Genomic DNA, 15,124 nt, shown 5'->3' on the forward strand with positions numbered 1-15,124 from the left:
AAACATCGGAACGCATTCGGTTTCGATGTTTTTTTAGGTTACTTTTAATATTATTATACCTAAAGACTCATGCACTTTAACGGCGTCAATTAAAGGTTTCTGTGTCATTTAGCCAATTGATATTTACATTACATTTTTTATAATATACAATACGGTCAATAAATAAGTGAACAATTTTTGTATAAGGAGGTGTACTGTGATTAATTTGTTAACACCAAAAGCCGCTTTTAAAGAGGCATTACCAACTATTTTTGGCTATATTGGCATTAGTGCTACTTTTGGTATCATTGGTCAATCATCTGGTTTGAATCTCTTGACTATTTTACTTATTTCAATAATTGTTTACGCCGGAGCGGCCCAGTTTGTCATAGTTCCCATGTTACTGACACATAGTCCCATTTTATCGATAGTTTTATCTGTATTTTTGGTTAATTCACGTTTGATCCTAATGAGTGCCACTCTTGTACCTTATTTCAAGAAAGAGTCATTGATAAAAAATATATTAATTGGCACCTTTCTTACAGATGAGAGCTTTGCACTAGGCATGAACAAATTGAACTATACTAACAGTCACTTGAATTTTCGCTGGTTTAATACGGTGAATATTGTTTCTTATTTTGCTTGGTTATTTGGTACATTTCTAGGAGCTACAATAGGTAGCTTAATTAAGAATCCCGAAAAGTTAGGATTTAGCTTTGCCATTACTGCAATGTTCATTGGTTTGTTATATTTACAAATAATCTCTGATCAATCAATAAAAATAAATATCCAATTAACAGTCATTCTCTTTACCCTTGTAGTTGTCTATCTTGGCCTAATTTTTATTCCTGCAAATTTGGTTATCTTATTTGCAACAATTATTGCTTGTTATTTTGGGACGGTGATTAAACATGGCTTTAACTAATTATATACTCTACATAATCATTGGCTGTGGCTTGGCTACTTGGCTATCAAGAATCCTACCCTTGGTCATCCTAAAAAATATGACACTATCAAAAAAAGTCATTGAATTTTTAAGTTTTGTTCCTATTGCCATAATGTCTAGTTTATGGTTTGAAAGTCTATTTATTCAACACATTGGCCATCTGCCAAGCATCGATTGACCAAACTTAATAGCATCAATTCCCACCGTTATTACTGCAATCCTGACAAAAAGTTTGCTACTGATTGTCCTGATTGGTGTCGTATCTTTAAGTTTAATCAACATCCTAAGTTAATAGTGGCAAATCATGTTTTGTAATGCGAAAGGTCGTGTTGTTCTCTTGAAAAATAAATACATTTTAGTCACAAACATGTTAGTAAATATGGGAATTGGCTTAATTATGCCAGTCACTACACTTTATATTCACAATGTGTTGCATATGAGCTTGGTTATTGCTGGTTACACACTTTTACTTTTTTCTGGTGCTATGGCTCTAGGAAATTTTGTAGGCGGTCGATTATTTGATAAATGGCGAACTAAACCACTGATGTATATTAGTACGGTTACTATCATCATTTCACTATTTCTACTGGCACTCTACCCCTATTGGCCATTATATCCAATTTTGTTAACGATGTATGGGGCTGGCTTAGGAATTTTAAATGCCTCGATTAATAGTTATTTGGCTTTTTTACAAAAAAGCGATGCTAATATTTTCAACAACGGCTATTGGACTGCGAACATTGGTATGGGGTTGGCTACATTCCTATCAGGAATTCTTTTTAGTATCAATATTCAGCTAGTGTTTGGTAGCTCAGCAGTTCTTTTTTTACTGGCCTTATTTATTATCAAATCACAGTTTGTTTCAACTGATGCTCTGCGTAGTTCAGATACGGAAAACAGCTTTCACAATTCACTTAATAAGCGTACACTTGGCTACATTTCATTACTTAGCTTAACGATGATTATTATTTGGGTTTGTTATGAACAATGGAATAGTAATGTTTCTGTTCTAATGACTAATAATGGTATTTCTGTCAAAAAGTACAGCATACTATTTACAATCAGTACAGTAGAGATTGTTGCTTTTCAACCCTTTATCATCCGCCTATTTCCAAAAACGTTTAATGCAGATAAATTACGTGTAATTTTAGGTGTTTTAACTTTTGCTTTATCATATTTATTTATTATTAATACTAACGATTATTGGCGTTTTGTCCTTGGCATTACGTTTGTCTCTATTGGTGAAATTCTTGCACTAACTGCCATTCCAAGTTTGTTAAACCACTACGCTAATGATACTAATCGTGGTACCATTCAAGCAATTGGCAGTCTCTCTGGATCAATTGGTCGTGCATTAGGGCCATTACTAGGTGGTTTTATGATAACTAGTTTTAGTTTTGATACAACCTTTTTAACTATTTTTATCATTCATTTGATTGTTGTCTTCTTTTTATTGTTATTACGGGATGTTAAACCCAAATATTAGAAATTGTGATTATGAACATATGCCCGCTATTTGGTTAGTTATTTAAGTCATGCGATACACTATCTGTAATCAGAAAAAGCTCCAGGCTACTTCAACAGTGGCTATTTAATATGAAATTAAAACCGCCCTACTCGTCAAAGTATTGGGCGGTTTTTAGTTTGTCTTACTTCTTTTAGTGGTTGTCGATATAGTTGGAAGCTGATGTTCATGAATAACATTCATAGGCATCACCTTCTTTCTATAGTCAGAAGTCAGCCATCGCCTTTTAACCTGTAGAATTTTAACATACAAAAGTTGTCATTCTGTCATATGAAAAAATGACAACTTTTTACTTTTATTTAGCCGTTAAATATTCTGCAATAGTGTGACGTAATGATAATAATTATCATTACCTTTTTTATGGAAGCATTTATACTATCTTTCTTTTTAACAAATTTATTAAACCAATTCCGCATAAATATATGCATCATGATTGACTTTCAATCTTAGTGTTGAACCATATGGTAAACTCTCCCAAAATTCAAAACCTTCACCTGGATGAACAAGTTCATATATAGTGCTCATCACCGTTCCATGTGAACCAATGGCAATATGCTCATCATCTTTACATTTATCCTTAATAAAAGAAATATACCTAGTTTGAGCATGTTGTAATGATTCTCCCCCGGCTTGATAATATTTAAAATCTAGCCATTGATGGTTAATATAATCTGTAAATTTTTGACTTGAATCAAACCATTCTGGCATCTTTCGCTCAACAAGAAGGTTATTAGTTTCAACTGAAATATTCTGCTTTTTGGCTAACGGAACTACCGTTTCAACAGATCTACGCAGTGGGCTTGCGAAAATATGTGTATATGGTTGCTTTTGTAATTTTGACGAAACCATTTCCGCTTGCCTAATTCCAGTTAAAGTTAATGGTCTTAGAAAGTCGTCATGTATTGATGTGTCAGGCTCCCCGTGTCGTACTAGATCAATTATTTTCATTTTTATACCTCTTGTTAAATAATTAGTTGTGGAATTGCTTTAAATTGCCATATTCTTATACATATTTAGTCAAAAAAACTAAATCCATGCCATTTTTGATATGTAATTCTGGCTGACTGGTTAGTGTGTATCCACTTTTTGTATACAAATGTAATAACTTAGTTTCTTGCTTAATGGTATCAATATTCCATTCCTTAACATTAGAAAATTTATTCTCAATATGAAACAATGCTGACTGAGCAAATCCATTATTTTGATATTGTGGCAAAATAAGTATCGGCGAAATCTTGGCGCGTGCTTTGTCTTCCGAATCTGTCATTACTCTAATAAGCCCTACTTCGTGTTGATTATAAATTAAGAAAAAGAAATAACTATTTTGTTGACGAATTTTTCTAGATATAACTTCTTTTGATTCCATATATGGATTTGTATCAATGTCATGATAGCGTTCAAATAGTTCCTTGAATCCTGACTTATACATTTTAATGATTTTATTTACATCAGTAATCTTTGCAAGTTCAAATTTCAATTTAATTAAATTCATATTATAATCCTCAATGTAACATTAATTTATAATGATAATTATACGCTAAAATCATTCATGATAGATATAAACCTGCATAGAGTCATAAAAGGAAGCTTAGTATAAACTGAATAATCGACTTTTTTAACATTCCCTTGCTATGGACTCATCATTAAGTTATAATTTTCGTGAAATAAATTACATTTTAATTAGAAAATATATAGAAATAAATTTTATGATTCTTAACTATAACTAAAGCAGGAGAAAAACGTTGAAAAGAACGCAACAAATTGAACTTACCAATATGTGCATTATTAGAAATGGCGACGATATTCTTGTCATGGATAAAATTGATTCCGAATTTGAAAATACCATTACATTTCCTGGAGGACATGTTGAGCCAAATGAATCTATTGAAAAATCTGTCATTCGCGAAATCAAAAAAGAAACTGGAATTGATATAAAAGAACCACACCTGAAAAGCATTGTTAATTTTAATTTAGGCAATCAAAATAAGGAATTTATTTTCGTTTATGAAGCTGAATATAATTTAAAAACTTCTAAGGGAAATATAAAACAGACGTATGAAGGAAAAACTTATTGGCTCCATAAAGACAAAATTAGGTTTTGTAAATTGAACCAGGTTATTGAGACTGTTTACAATACATGACTTAGAGGGGATATTAAAGAAATTTACTTTGAAAATTAATTTATACTAACTTTGACATTGCTAATAGCATATACTGCATACTGATCATCTTCATATAAACACGAGGCTCAGACTACTTTAATGGTGACTGCTTAAATAAAGATTTCAAATCGCCTTTTAACCTGTAGAATTTACTTTAAAAAATAAAAAGTTGTCATCCTCCACTCTTTGAAGAACGACAACTTTTTATTAATATCCATAATAATATATTACTATCCCCGCTTAATACGCTATGTATACCATTATGTTATAGGCAAAAAATTAGCATTATGGGTAGAAAAAATTCTATCATAGGGGTTGTAACGAAATCTCGTTTCCTTTAAGGAGGTAACTATACATGAGTTATGCAGCAGTGAATCCATATAACGGACAAAAAATCCGTGACTTTGATAACGTAACTGACCAGCAATTAGATATTATCTTAGACACAGCTCAAGATTTTTATAAGCAATCACAGCGTCAAGCTGTCGAAGAAAGAACAGATTTTCTGTATAAGTTAGCTGATGAGTTCGAACAAAATATAGAAAAATATGCTCGTGTACTATCAACGAACATGGGAAAATTATTGACAGAGGCTCGTCAAGAAGTTAAAAAGACAAGCTCTTTTGCACGTTACTACGCTGAAAATGGTGTGAAGTTCATGCAGCCTAAGCCATACAATGACCTACCTAACGGACAAGCTCAAGTTGAATTTTCAGGTACTGGTATTGTCTTAGCAATTGAACCATGGAATTTTCCATATACACAAGTCATGCGAGTATTTGCCCCTAATTTCATTTTAGGAAACCCAATTATTCTTAAGCACGCTAGCATTGTACCTGAGGCAGCGCTAGCTTTTCAAGAAGCGTGTGATAATGTTGGTTTGCCATCAGGTGCCTTTACCAATATATTTGCTGATTATGATCAAATTAATCGGATTATTGAAGATCCTCGTGTGCAGGGTGTTGCCTTAACAGGATCTGAAAATGCCGGTCGTAGAATTGCCGCTAGTGCCGGTGAAAATTTAACAAAATCAACTATGGAACTTGGTGGAACTGACGTTTTTGTTGTCTTAGATGATGTTGATATCGCTGATGCTGCGAAAGATGCAACCAAAGCACGATTGACCAATGCTGGTCAAGTATGTACAGCTGCTAAACGTTATATTGTTTCTTCAAGTATTTATCCAGAGTTTTTAGCCGCATTAAAAGAAGAATTCGCTAAATACAAATTAGGTGATCCATTGGATGAAAATACAACCTTAGCTCCCCTTTCATCTAAGAAAGCGCAACAACAGTTACAGACTCAAGTAGCAAAAGTGATTGCTGGTGGTGCTAAAGTTTTGTATGGTAATCCGACGCCGATTAGCGGTGACGGCGCAGGCTTCTCACCTTTGATTTTAACTGGTATGGATGAAAAAAATCCTATGTTTGAAGAAGAATTATTCGGTCCAGTTGCACAGATTTATCAAGCACAATCAGACGACGAAATCATCAAAATTGCAAATAATTCTCGACATGGTCTAGGTGGTGCTATCTACACCAAAAATATTGAACGCGGTAAGAAACTTGCTTCACGAATTGAAACTGGTCAAGTTACGATTAACTCTATTTTGAGTTCTCAAGCTCAAGTACCATTTGGGGGGGTCAAGAATTCTGGATATGGTCGTGAACTAAGTGACTGGGGTATCTATGAATTTGCTAACATAAAACCTGTAATGTATTAATTAAAAACTAAAAAATTACTTTATAGGATACGCTAGAACAAATTTAGCGTATCCTTTTCTATACCGTTGAATCTCGCTATAAATAATAATACCTGAGACCAATGCACGTATCACATTTGAAATAAACAATAAAGGAAGTAATCAACATGCTTATTATTGATTGTGTAGTTAAAGACGCAATAAAAGTGTATCAAACATATGCAACTGTTTTTGAAACTAGATTAATTGAATCTAGCAAGAATCTACCCAACCTATCATTTAACGAAGTAATCTTTGAAATTGAAGATATGCAGTTTCACTTATTTGATGCTAATCCTCAAATGGGATGGCAAGTGCCAGACCCGAATGCTGTCCAATCCATGTGGTTCAACATTGTCGTTAATGATGCACACGCACTATTCGAACGAGCTATTAGTGCAGGGTTTGAAGTAGTCGTGCCCTTAATGAAAGATGAAGAATTAGGTATATGGAATAGCGTTGTGAAAGACCCCTTCAACTATTCTTGGGTAATCGAGCAAAATATTCACGAAGTTGATTTTAGTACACGCCGACAAATATTAAATAAACGTATACAAAAATTAAAATAAGATTATAATAATTAGTAATCACTTCATATGTGAATACTTATGATATAAATTACTTTAAACAAAACATTCCAATTCATGTACAAAATTTTATGAACCCTAATCTTCCCTATCAAAGCGGAGAGTTATTTTTATGCTTACATATAAAATTGATGATGAAATTTATTTATCCTTACCAAGACCTGAAATCGATTCAACTGCCCTGTTTAAATTAATCAATGACAGTCGTAATGAACTGATACCCTGGTTACCTTGGGTATTAAAAATTAAAAGTATTGCAGATGAACGAGAAACCCTAAAAAGAAACACGCACAGTTTAGATACGACACATTCTCTAAATCTAGTTATTTGGTATAAAAATGAAATTGTTGGGTCAATATCTCTTAAAAATTGGGATAAGAATAATAAAAAAATTGAAATTGGTTATTGGCTAGGCACTGAATTTACAGGAAAGGGAATCATGCTTCGGTCATTAAAGGGTGTATGCGATTTAGCGTTCAATAAGTTTGAAGTTCATAAAATTGAAATTTATGTTGCATCGGACAATCATGCGAGTAATCAAATACCTAAAAATACAGGTTTCTATCTAGAGGCCAAGTTACGGGATCATGCCCTACTCTTTAACCGTTTTCATGATGAAAATCTTTGGTCATTACTTGATCATGAGTGGCGGAATCAATAATAATGATTAACCTTTTAAAGGAAAATAACAACACATGAATTTACAATTAAAAGAACTAGAACGTAACGAATTACTAGATTTTTGGAATCTAGCTTTTAGTAAACCCGACGCTGAGTGGACAAAATGGAATGATCCCTATTTTCATGACAAACTACCTGAGAAACAAAAATTTATAGATTTAGATTTGGAAAATAGTTATGTACAAAATCCCATGCGTAAGATCATCTGGGTTGATAATACCATGGTTGGCATGGTCTCGGCTCACTATGAGGATGAACCATTAAAACAATGGTTAGATGTTGGTGTTGTCATTTATAAACAAGATAGCTGGCATCATGGCATCGGTAAGACTGCCTTAAAGCAATGGATTGACGAATTATTTGAAATGACACCCCTACCTCATATTGGTTTAACAACATGGTCTGGTAATTATCGCATGATTGCTTTGACTGAGAGTTTATCTCTTAAAAAAGAGGCTGAAGTTCGACAAGTTAGATTTTGGCAAAACAAATACTGGGATTCAGTTAAGTACGGTGTTTTACGCTCAGAATGGATGCAATAACATCTGAAGATTATGCCAACGCTCCGAGATACACAGAGATATTTTTCAATTAATTAAATGGAGAGTACTATGCAACCTATCTTTATTCTAATTAGAGGTAATTCTGGTAGTGGTAAAACCGTTTTGGCAAAACAGTTACAGCAATATTTTGGATATGAACATTGCCTATTACTTCAACAAGATATTCTTCGCCGAGAGATATTACACACCCATGATCATGTTGGAACTACAACAGTTAATTTACTCGAAACTTTAATAAATTTCGGAGTACATCATTATAAAATCATCATACTAGAAGGAATTCTAAGAAAAGATGTTTATGGAAAAATGTTAAATAAAATTGTTCAAAATTTTCATAATAAAGCTTTTGTTTACTATCTAGATATCCCTTTTTCTGTAACTGTAAGACAAAATCAACTTAAAGAAAATCCTTTTTCAATCCTTACATTAAAAAAATGGTGGATTCCTGACGATTATCTTAAGAATTCTAAAGAACGCCATCTTACGAATGGTAATACTCAGGAATTTTTTAATCAAATTATCAAAGATATTGCTAATAGTCAGTTTAATAATTTATAAAAAATTTCTATGGAGGAACAAAATGTTTACATATCAAATCGACGACGAGGTCAGTCTAGCACTACCTAGACCAAAAATTGATGCTGAAGCTATGTTTCAATTAATTGATGAAAGTCGAAAAGAGTTAGAAATGTGGTTGCCATGGGTATCATATACAAAGGCCGTTGCAGATGAAGAAAAATTTTTATATGAAGTGATGAAACACTTTGGCACAGGTTATTCATTAAATCTGATTATCCTTTATAAAAATCACCCTGCCGGTATGATTAGCTTTAATAGATTTAGAGAAATGGATCAAAGTGCAGAAATTGGCTACTGGCTAGGAACTAAATTTATCGGTAAGGGCATCATGCATCGCGCTGTAGCTGGCATGTGCCAAATAGGATTTAATGATTATAAGATTAATAAAATAGAAATCCATGCGGCAATTGATAATGCGCGTAGTAATCATGTTGCTCAAAAAGCAGGTTTTCATTTAGATGGTTCAATTCGAGACAACGAACTATTGTCAGACGGATTTCATGATGGCAATATTTGGACAGTACTTAAAGATGAGTGGGAAAATCGTCGTTAACATCAACATCCAATAGTACTCACCTTTAACCATCATATAAAAGCATCTCGAAAGTTAGACAACCTAATTTTTGAGATGCTCTTTTTATAATCAAAATTAACTTTCAAACGACGCTAATATCGTTCTTCCTAAAAATTATCAATTTACTGATATAGTAATTAAAAATTACAACAAAAATATTATCTATAAACTGCCAAACAACTGGACTTTGGCACAAATATTGGACACCATACCAAATAATTATCATTTCTAAAAATAGTGTTGTAATTCTAGTCAAAAGAAATAAGCAAAATTCTATTACCAGCCCGTTATTAAATATAAATTTAGAATCAAAGACCCATAATTTATTTGAAATAAAAGCAAAAAGAACTGATATTAACCAAGATATAACAACAGATATTTGATTATTTAAATTAACATATAATAATAGTAACTAAGTAGAAATATTAATGATTGTAGTAATTATCCCCAAAAAAAATATAGAAAATTAATGAATAGTATTTTTTTACAAAATATGACATATTTTTAATCCTTACTTGCGCTTTTTCTATGATTCAATTAATCTCATAAATTATTTTTCTACTATTTTCTACTTTGTTATACTTTGTATTCTTTAAATTATAATTTTTTTATTTCATCGGTAAATTTCATTTCTATTTATTAAAAACAAACTGGACCTCCTAAGAAAAAATCTACTTAGGAGGTCCAATTTGTTTAATATAATTATCAGTAGCTCACACGGTTACTATTCTACAATTTACCTGTCAAAAACTGCGCCTCACCAAATCCAAAGCTCCAATTAGCATCCCCATTAATAGTCATATTGACAACTAAATCATTCTTTTCAACAAGCTTCTTTTCTGACAAACCGTTCGCTAAGTCAGCATAGAAATTCTCTATGTCACTTTTCTCCCTTGGACGACTCGTAATAGATATAACTAACACATTTTGACTCCTCTCAATATCCAGCCCTGTATCCATAATATTCATCTCATAGGATTCATGCTGAGTTACTATCTGGTAACAATCTCGGTGATTGACATGAAAGTCCTTAACGACCATTTCCTGAGTAATCTTCATAATGTTTTCAATATCTTCTTGTGTGCGTCCTTTAATTAAATCAAATCGTACAAGTGGCATGATATTCCCCTCTTTCATCGTCCCTTTTTAAATATCGTGGTAAATACGTTAGAATATTCATAGCAATATCTATTGTATCTATTTTTTTATTTTACTACTTAATTTGTTAAAGAGCATTTATTAATAAAGACCTGATACAACAAGAAAGATTCCTAAACTGAGGTAGTTTATTATGCAAATTATTATTTCACCCGCAAAGAAAATGATCGTTGACGAAGAAAACTTCCTTCCAATGAGTACACCACGTTATTTACAAGACACTGATCAAATTCTTCAAGTAATGCATGCTTTATCCTACGCGGATGTTCAAAACTTATGGCATACGAGTGACAAGCTGACGAAAGAAAACTACCAAAACTTGCAACATATGGATTTGCAGCATCCTTTAACACCGGCCATATTAAGTTACTCAGGTATTCAGTACCAATATATGGCACCAAGCATTTTTAGTTCAACTGCTTTAGAGTATTTGCAAAAAACACTCTGGATTTTATCTGGCTTCTATGGTGCTTTACGTCCTTTTGATGGTGTCGTCCCTTATCGTTTAGAAATGAATTCTCAATTACAAGTTGCTGATAATAAAAATCTATATGAATTTTGGGGTGATAAATTATATCGTGCTGTACACCGGCAAGGTCCAATTATTAATTTGGCTTCTAAAGAATATTCTCAAGCAATCACACCCTATTTAGAAGCAGATGATCAATTCATTGATGTTATATTTACTCACTTTATAGATGGCAAACTAAAGATAAAAGCCACGTTGGCAAAGATTGCGCGTGGTGAAATGGTTCGTTTTATCGTTGAAAATCAACTAACAACAATCGAACAACTTAAAAGTTTTCAATCCGCAACATATACCTTTGATGCATCCCTTTCAACTGCAAAAAGATTGGTGTTTATTAATAAATCATAGCGCTAGAGAATGGTAAAATTATTGGTCCAAATGGTAACGTTCTTTCAGAAATTCAAGATTGATCAAACAGCCGTTTCTTAATAAAATTCCGTAAATCTTTATATAACTTATCTCCATACTTTATAAGCTGTAAAAAGCGGCTGAATTACTAAAAAATGCAATTCAGCTGCTTTTTAAATTTTTTTGTATCAAATTAGTTCACCATTGATCTATATAATTGTAACGTTCGAACTAGATTCACCTAGAAAACTCAATCCTTTTTAATATCTAACTTAAAGAACTTGGGATATAAGACTACTAAAACAAAGAAAAGTAGACCAGAGGTAATAAAAACTGTACCGGGATTTAATTTATCAAAACAGAAACTAGAAATAATTATGCCAATTGGAATCAATACTTGTACACATGTTCGTGACACATTGAATACTCTGCCTTGCATGTTCTCAGGGACATGCATCGTTAACCAAACCAATGTTGGTGTATTTAACAAAGCTATCATGATGCCCGTTATAAAATTAAAAATGATGATAAAAATTGAAAAAACAAATTTTGAATTTACATTGGAGAATAAAAACATTCCCATTAATAAAAATAGTACACTAAAAATCGATGTCATTTTCCAAGATATATACAATGGGTGCCTAAACTCTGAACGTTTTGAAAGCACGTAACTGGCTATCAGTATGCCAATTGAAACGGCAGCCTCTGATAAAGCATAGACATGGTTGGGTAACTTTAAGACGTGAATTTGTACATATGGCAACCCAATACTGAATACTGTATAGAAAAAATTAATGGCACAACCAAACCAAATTGCAAATAAAAGCAATTTATCTTTAAAAATATATGTCAATTCATTTCTTTCGTATGCAATATTTTTGTGCGACGTTTTATCTGTGTACTTAATTAACCACATTGAGAGTAAAGCACAAATCTCGCATATTAATTCAGTAATGATAAATATTCCAAAATTCATATTAAAAGTAGAAAATAGTGTCGCTGCAATAATTGGTCCAATAATGCTTGAAAACGAAGAAACCATTTGCTCGTAACTTCTGAGTTTCTGAATATCTGCATTATTTACTATTAATGTCGCAGACGACATATACGCAACATCAAATATTTGATCTGACAGCTTTAGTACTACAAGAATGAATATTACTAACAACAAAGTTTGATTGTCAGAATAAACAATAAAAAAAGCAAAAAATATAAGCCCAATAATGCTTAATATTTGAGAAAAAAGTATTATTTGTTTTTTGTTTATTTTATCAATAACAAGTCTCAAAATTGGCGCTATCACAAGACTGACAATAGGTCCAATAGCCTGAGAAATCCCAAAAATACTAGCTGATGAATACTGACGTAAGAGGAATAGTCCCATAGCAAATGAAAAAATACTGCTACCAAAATTTGCAACCAATAAAGCTATAGATGCAATGTATAATTGTTCTTTAGATTTCTGCTTCGTTAACAACCAGTTCACCCTCTTCACAAATTTTGAGGTTGAGACAAAAGACGACACTCTACCCTTTTTTAGCCAATTCAGTCTACTTCAAATTCCAAGCTGCATATTGCGAATTACCAAACAACTTTTTAATCTCAGCTTTTGTTTCCTTTGTTTGATAGGCCTTTACAATTTGCTTATAAACTTTCTTGTTTGCTTCACTCTTGCGGGCTGCGATTAAATTGATATATGGATTAACGTTCTTTTTCAGATTTTGCGTTAATAATATGTTCTTATCCTTCAAATTCGCATCATGCGCAAAATTACCATTAATAACTGCAGCATCTGTCGTTTGCAATGATGAAACAGCTTGGCCAGCATCTACTTCTTTAATCTTCAATTTCTTAGGATTATAAGTAATATCTTTAGCTGTTGGATCAGTGACCTGCTTATTGTACTTAATTAATTTAGCCTGTACTAAGACATTCAAAGCACGTGCTTCATTAGTTGCGTCATTGGGCACAGCAATTGTTGACCCTTTTTTGATTTCGCTAATCTTATCAGCCTTGAGAGAATAGAGACGCATTGGGACAATCACCGTCTTACCAATTGACTGTAATTTATTGCCCATCTTCTTATTTTGGTCATCAAAGAAAATCTTTGTTTGGAAAGCATTTAGATCTAAGCTACCATCAACCAACGCTTGATTTGGTTTAACATAGTCATTGAATTCTTTTAGTTTAATGGTAATACCATATTTCTTTTGTGCTCTTTGACCAATGTCTTGCCAAAGCTCACGTGATGTATCACCAACAACACCTACTGTTACTGTCTTACTTGATGCTGCGTTAACACTTAATGGTGCGACAGCTATAGTAGCCAATGTCACCGTGGCTAAGCCAATACTAAATTTAATACTATTCTTCATAATCTTCTCCTTAATAATAAAAAGTCCCGTTGCTACGACATAATGTCATAACAACGGGACGACTAATCATCGTGTTACCACCCGAGTTCTGTCCAAATAAAATGGACACTCAAATTAAGTACGCGCATTTATGCGGTGATACTCTAGCGCTATAACGGGCACTACCGGAAACAACTCATCACAGTGACTCATCATTTCTCACACTCTAAGGCCATTTTTGTTAACTAAGATTGGCTGCTTCCCACCTGACACAACTCTCTGAACAACTTAGATTTAACTACTTACCTCTTCCTCGTTGCATTCATTATATTTGGCGTAAAATGGAAAGTCAATAAGTATATTAAAATTATCTCATTTTTCAAAATTTACTTGATACTCGCTATACAAAACTACATTAAGCGAGGAAATAAATGATTGGATTGTAAGCTTCCCCTTACGAATCAATTAAATTATGTTACCCTAGTACTATAAATGATCAAGGAGGAAAACATGGACGCACCTTATGACAGAAAATCCATTCGCAAACAATTAAAACAAAACGCTAACACAGTTCTACATAGAGATTTATGGAGAAATATTGGCCTACAGGCACCAGTCATTGTCATACTTTATCTGGAATTTTTAATTTCTTTCCTGATGGATGAAAACAATACCGCCACAACACCACTAGTTTTAAATCTAATTTTATCAATCGTTGGGACTATTATTGTCATTTATGCCCAATATATTCAATCCTATCAATCTATTAAACAATTACGTGATGAGACTGAGATGGCACATCCAATGCAATCATGGTTTAAAACTTACCTCACAAAGTCTTGGCAAAAAACCTTATGGCTTAGTGTCTGGATGATAGCAATCTTTCTCATCGGTTGGGCAATTTTGGCATTTCTGGGCGACTTAATGGTCCAGGCTTCAGCCTTGATTATGATTATTGCACAATTAAGTTATACGATTGTGCCAAGTTTTGTCTATTGGTTACTAGCGATTGGAATCATTTTGTTAGTAGTGTTTACCTTTATTTATATTATAAAGTGGTATAAGTATATCTTGGTACCCTTTGTAGGGTATAATGATCAATCGCTCAAGGGCTTTCAATTAATTGCCAAATCACGTGAATTGATGGTCGGTCACCGCTGGGAGTTGTTTGTTATGCAATTAAGTTTCTTCTGGTGGGGATTGTTAACATTGGTTACATTAGGTCTAGCTGGTTTTTATACCATTCCTTACATGGTATTAACACTAGCCGGATATTTTGACGTATTAAATAATGCGCAAAATAAACAATCACAACTTGATGATTCAAACGAACAAAAAAAGATTCAACCCATTATATTAAAGCCTTCAAATCAAATTTAAAACACATAAAAAATGCGA

General features: G+C 32.8%; 17 protein-coding genes, 1 pseudogene and 1 other annotated feature. Of the genes and pseudogenes, 12 read left to right on the forward strand and 6 right to left on the reverse strand.

Annotated features, from left to right (window positions below; genetic code table 11):
• Positions 1–196 precede the first annotated feature (196 nt).
• The 3 genes and pseudogenes from HMPREF0877_RS01125 to HMPREF0877_RS01130 all read left to right on the forward strand — a co-directional run bounded on the left by HMPREF0877_RS01125 (position 197) and on the right by HMPREF0877_RS01130 (position 2,411).
• On the forward strand, positions 197–904 hold the full coding sequence (locus HMPREF0877_RS01125; RefSeq protein WP_002827268.1) for an AzlC family ABC transporter permease: 708 nt from the start codon (positions 197–199) through the stop codon (positions 902–904).
• A pseudogene (locus HMPREF0877_RS09925) lies at positions 891–1,217 on the forward strand (AzlD domain-containing protein). The gene HMPREF0877_RS01125 and the pseudogene HMPREF0877_RS09925 overlap by 14 nt, the downstream one beginning before the upstream one ends.
• Before the next feature lie 45 nt (positions 1,218–1,262).
• On the forward strand, positions 1,263–2,411 hold the full coding sequence (locus tag HMPREF0877_RS01130; protein WP_242648981.1) for an MFS transporter: 1,149 nt from the start codon (positions 1,263–1,265) through the stop codon (positions 2,409–2,411).
• A gap of 438 nt (positions 2,412–2,849) precedes the next feature.
• On the opposite strand, the gene HMPREF0877_RS01135 is transcribed toward HMPREF0877_RS01130, so the two are convergent.
• Together HMPREF0877_RS01135 and HMPREF0877_RS01140 are read right to left on the reverse strand one after the other, a co-directional pair.
• Complete coding sequence (locus HMPREF0877_RS01135) at positions 2,850–3,398, reverse strand: histidine phosphatase family protein (protein ID WP_002827273.1); 549 nt, start codon at positions 3,396–3,398, stop codon at positions 2,850–2,852.
• Between the two features lie 55 nt (positions 3,399–3,453).
• A complete protein-coding gene (locus HMPREF0877_RS01140) occupies positions 3,454–3,942 on the reverse strand; it encodes a GNAT family N-acetyltransferase (RefSeq protein ID WP_002827274.1) in 489 nt (162 codons plus the stop codon).
• 250 nt (positions 3,943–4,192) lie between these two features.
• Between HMPREF0877_RS01140 and HMPREF0877_RS01145 the strand changes: the two genes are divergently transcribed.
• From HMPREF0877_RS01145 to HMPREF0877_RS01175, 7 genes are all read left to right on the forward strand, one after another.
• Positions 4,193–4,591, forward strand: a complete 399-nt coding sequence (locus HMPREF0877_RS01145; RefSeq protein ID WP_040760178.1) for an NUDIX domain-containing protein — start codon at positions 4,193–4,195, stop codon at positions 4,589–4,591.
• A 376-nt stretch (positions 4,592–4,967) separates the two neighbouring features.
• Complete coding sequence (locus tag HMPREF0877_RS01150) at positions 4,968–6,335, forward strand: aldehyde dehydrogenase family protein (RefSeq protein ID WP_002827276.1); 1,368 nt, start codon at positions 4,968–4,970, stop codon at positions 6,333–6,335.
• Positions 6,336–6,481: 146 nt separating this feature from the next.
• Positions 6,482–6,922: a VOC family protein gene (locus tag HMPREF0877_RS01155; RefSeq protein ID WP_002827277.1), complete on the forward strand. Its 441-nt coding sequence runs from the start codon at positions 6,482–6,484 to the stop codon at positions 6,920–6,922.
• Between the two features lie 130 nt (positions 6,923–7,052).
• Positions 7,053–7,601: a GNAT family N-acetyltransferase gene (locus tag HMPREF0877_RS01160; protein ID WP_002827278.1), complete on the forward strand. Its 549-nt coding sequence runs from the start codon at positions 7,053–7,055 to the stop codon at positions 7,599–7,601.
• Between the two features lie 34 nt (positions 7,602–7,635).
• Positions 7,636–8,163: a GNAT family N-acetyltransferase gene (locus HMPREF0877_RS01165; RefSeq protein ID WP_002827279.1), complete on the forward strand. Its 528-nt coding sequence runs from the start codon at positions 7,636–7,638 to the stop codon at positions 8,161–8,163.
• 69 nt (positions 8,164–8,232) lie between these two features.
• Positions 8,233–8,742 (forward strand): zeta toxin family protein, encoded by a 510-nt coding sequence (locus tag HMPREF0877_RS01170; RefSeq protein ID WP_040760181.1) that lies wholly within the window; start codon positions 8,233–8,235, stop codon positions 8,740–8,742.
• Between the two features lie 22 nt (positions 8,743–8,764).
• On the forward strand, positions 8,765–9,316 hold the full coding sequence (locus HMPREF0877_RS01175) for a GNAT family N-acetyltransferase (RefSeq protein ID WP_040760184.1): 552 nt from the start codon (positions 8,765–8,767) through the stop codon (positions 9,314–9,316).
• A gap of 103 nt (positions 9,317–9,419) precedes the next feature.
• Here HMPREF0877_RS01175 and HMPREF0877_RS10490 read toward each other — a convergent pair whose 3' ends face one another.
• On the reverse strand, positions 9,420–9,716 hold the full coding sequence (locus HMPREF0877_RS10490; RefSeq protein ID WP_081443707.1) for a GtrA family protein: 297 nt from the start codon (positions 9,714–9,716) through the stop codon (positions 9,420–9,422).
• A gap of 350 nt (positions 9,717–10,066) precedes the next feature.
• Entirely contained in the window at positions 10,067–10,456 is a 390-nt protein-coding gene (locus HMPREF0877_RS01180; protein WP_040760186.1) for a tautomerase family protein, read from the reverse strand.
• A 172-nt stretch (positions 10,457–10,628) separates the two neighbouring features.
• On the opposite strand from HMPREF0877_RS01180, the gene yaaA reads away from it, so the two are divergent.
• On the forward strand, positions 10,629–11,372 hold the full coding sequence (yaaA, locus tag HMPREF0877_RS01185; protein WP_002827286.1) for a peroxide stress protein YaaA: 744 nt from the start codon (positions 10,629–10,631) through the stop codon (positions 11,370–11,372).
• 250 nt (positions 11,373–11,622) lie between these two features.
• Here the strand turns inward: yaaA and HMPREF0877_RS01190 are convergent, their stop codons facing one another.
• Both HMPREF0877_RS01190 and HMPREF0877_RS01195 read right to left on the reverse strand, forming a co-directional pair.
• Complete coding sequence (locus HMPREF0877_RS01190; RefSeq protein WP_040760188.1) at positions 11,623–12,849, reverse strand: MFS transporter; 1,227 nt, start codon at positions 12,847–12,849, stop codon at positions 11,623–11,625.
• Between the two features lie 73 nt (positions 12,850–12,922).
• Positions 12,923–13,747, reverse strand: coding sequence for a MetQ/NlpA family ABC transporter substrate-binding protein (locus HMPREF0877_RS01195; protein WP_002827288.1), 825 nt, complete (start codon positions 13,745–13,747; stop codon positions 12,923–12,925).
• A gap of 51 nt (positions 13,748–13,798) precedes the next feature.
• Positions 13,799–14,049 (reverse strand) — a binding site (T-box leader).
• Between the two features lie 187 nt (positions 14,050–14,236).
• Here HMPREF0877_RS01195 and HMPREF0877_RS01200 point away from each other — a divergent pair.
• The gene (locus tag HMPREF0877_RS01200) at positions 14,237–15,106 is read left to right on the forward strand and encodes a DUF975 family protein (RefSeq protein ID WP_040760190.1); all 870 of its coding nucleotides are present in this window, start codon (positions 14,237–14,239) and stop codon (positions 15,104–15,106) included.
• Positions 15,107–15,124 lie beyond the last annotated feature (18 nt).

It is taken from the genome of Weissella paramesenteroides ATCC 33313 (assembly GCF_000160575.1).
Classification (GTDB): Bacteria; Bacillota; Bacilli; order Lactobacillales; family Lactobacillaceae; genus Weissella; species Weissella paramesenteroides.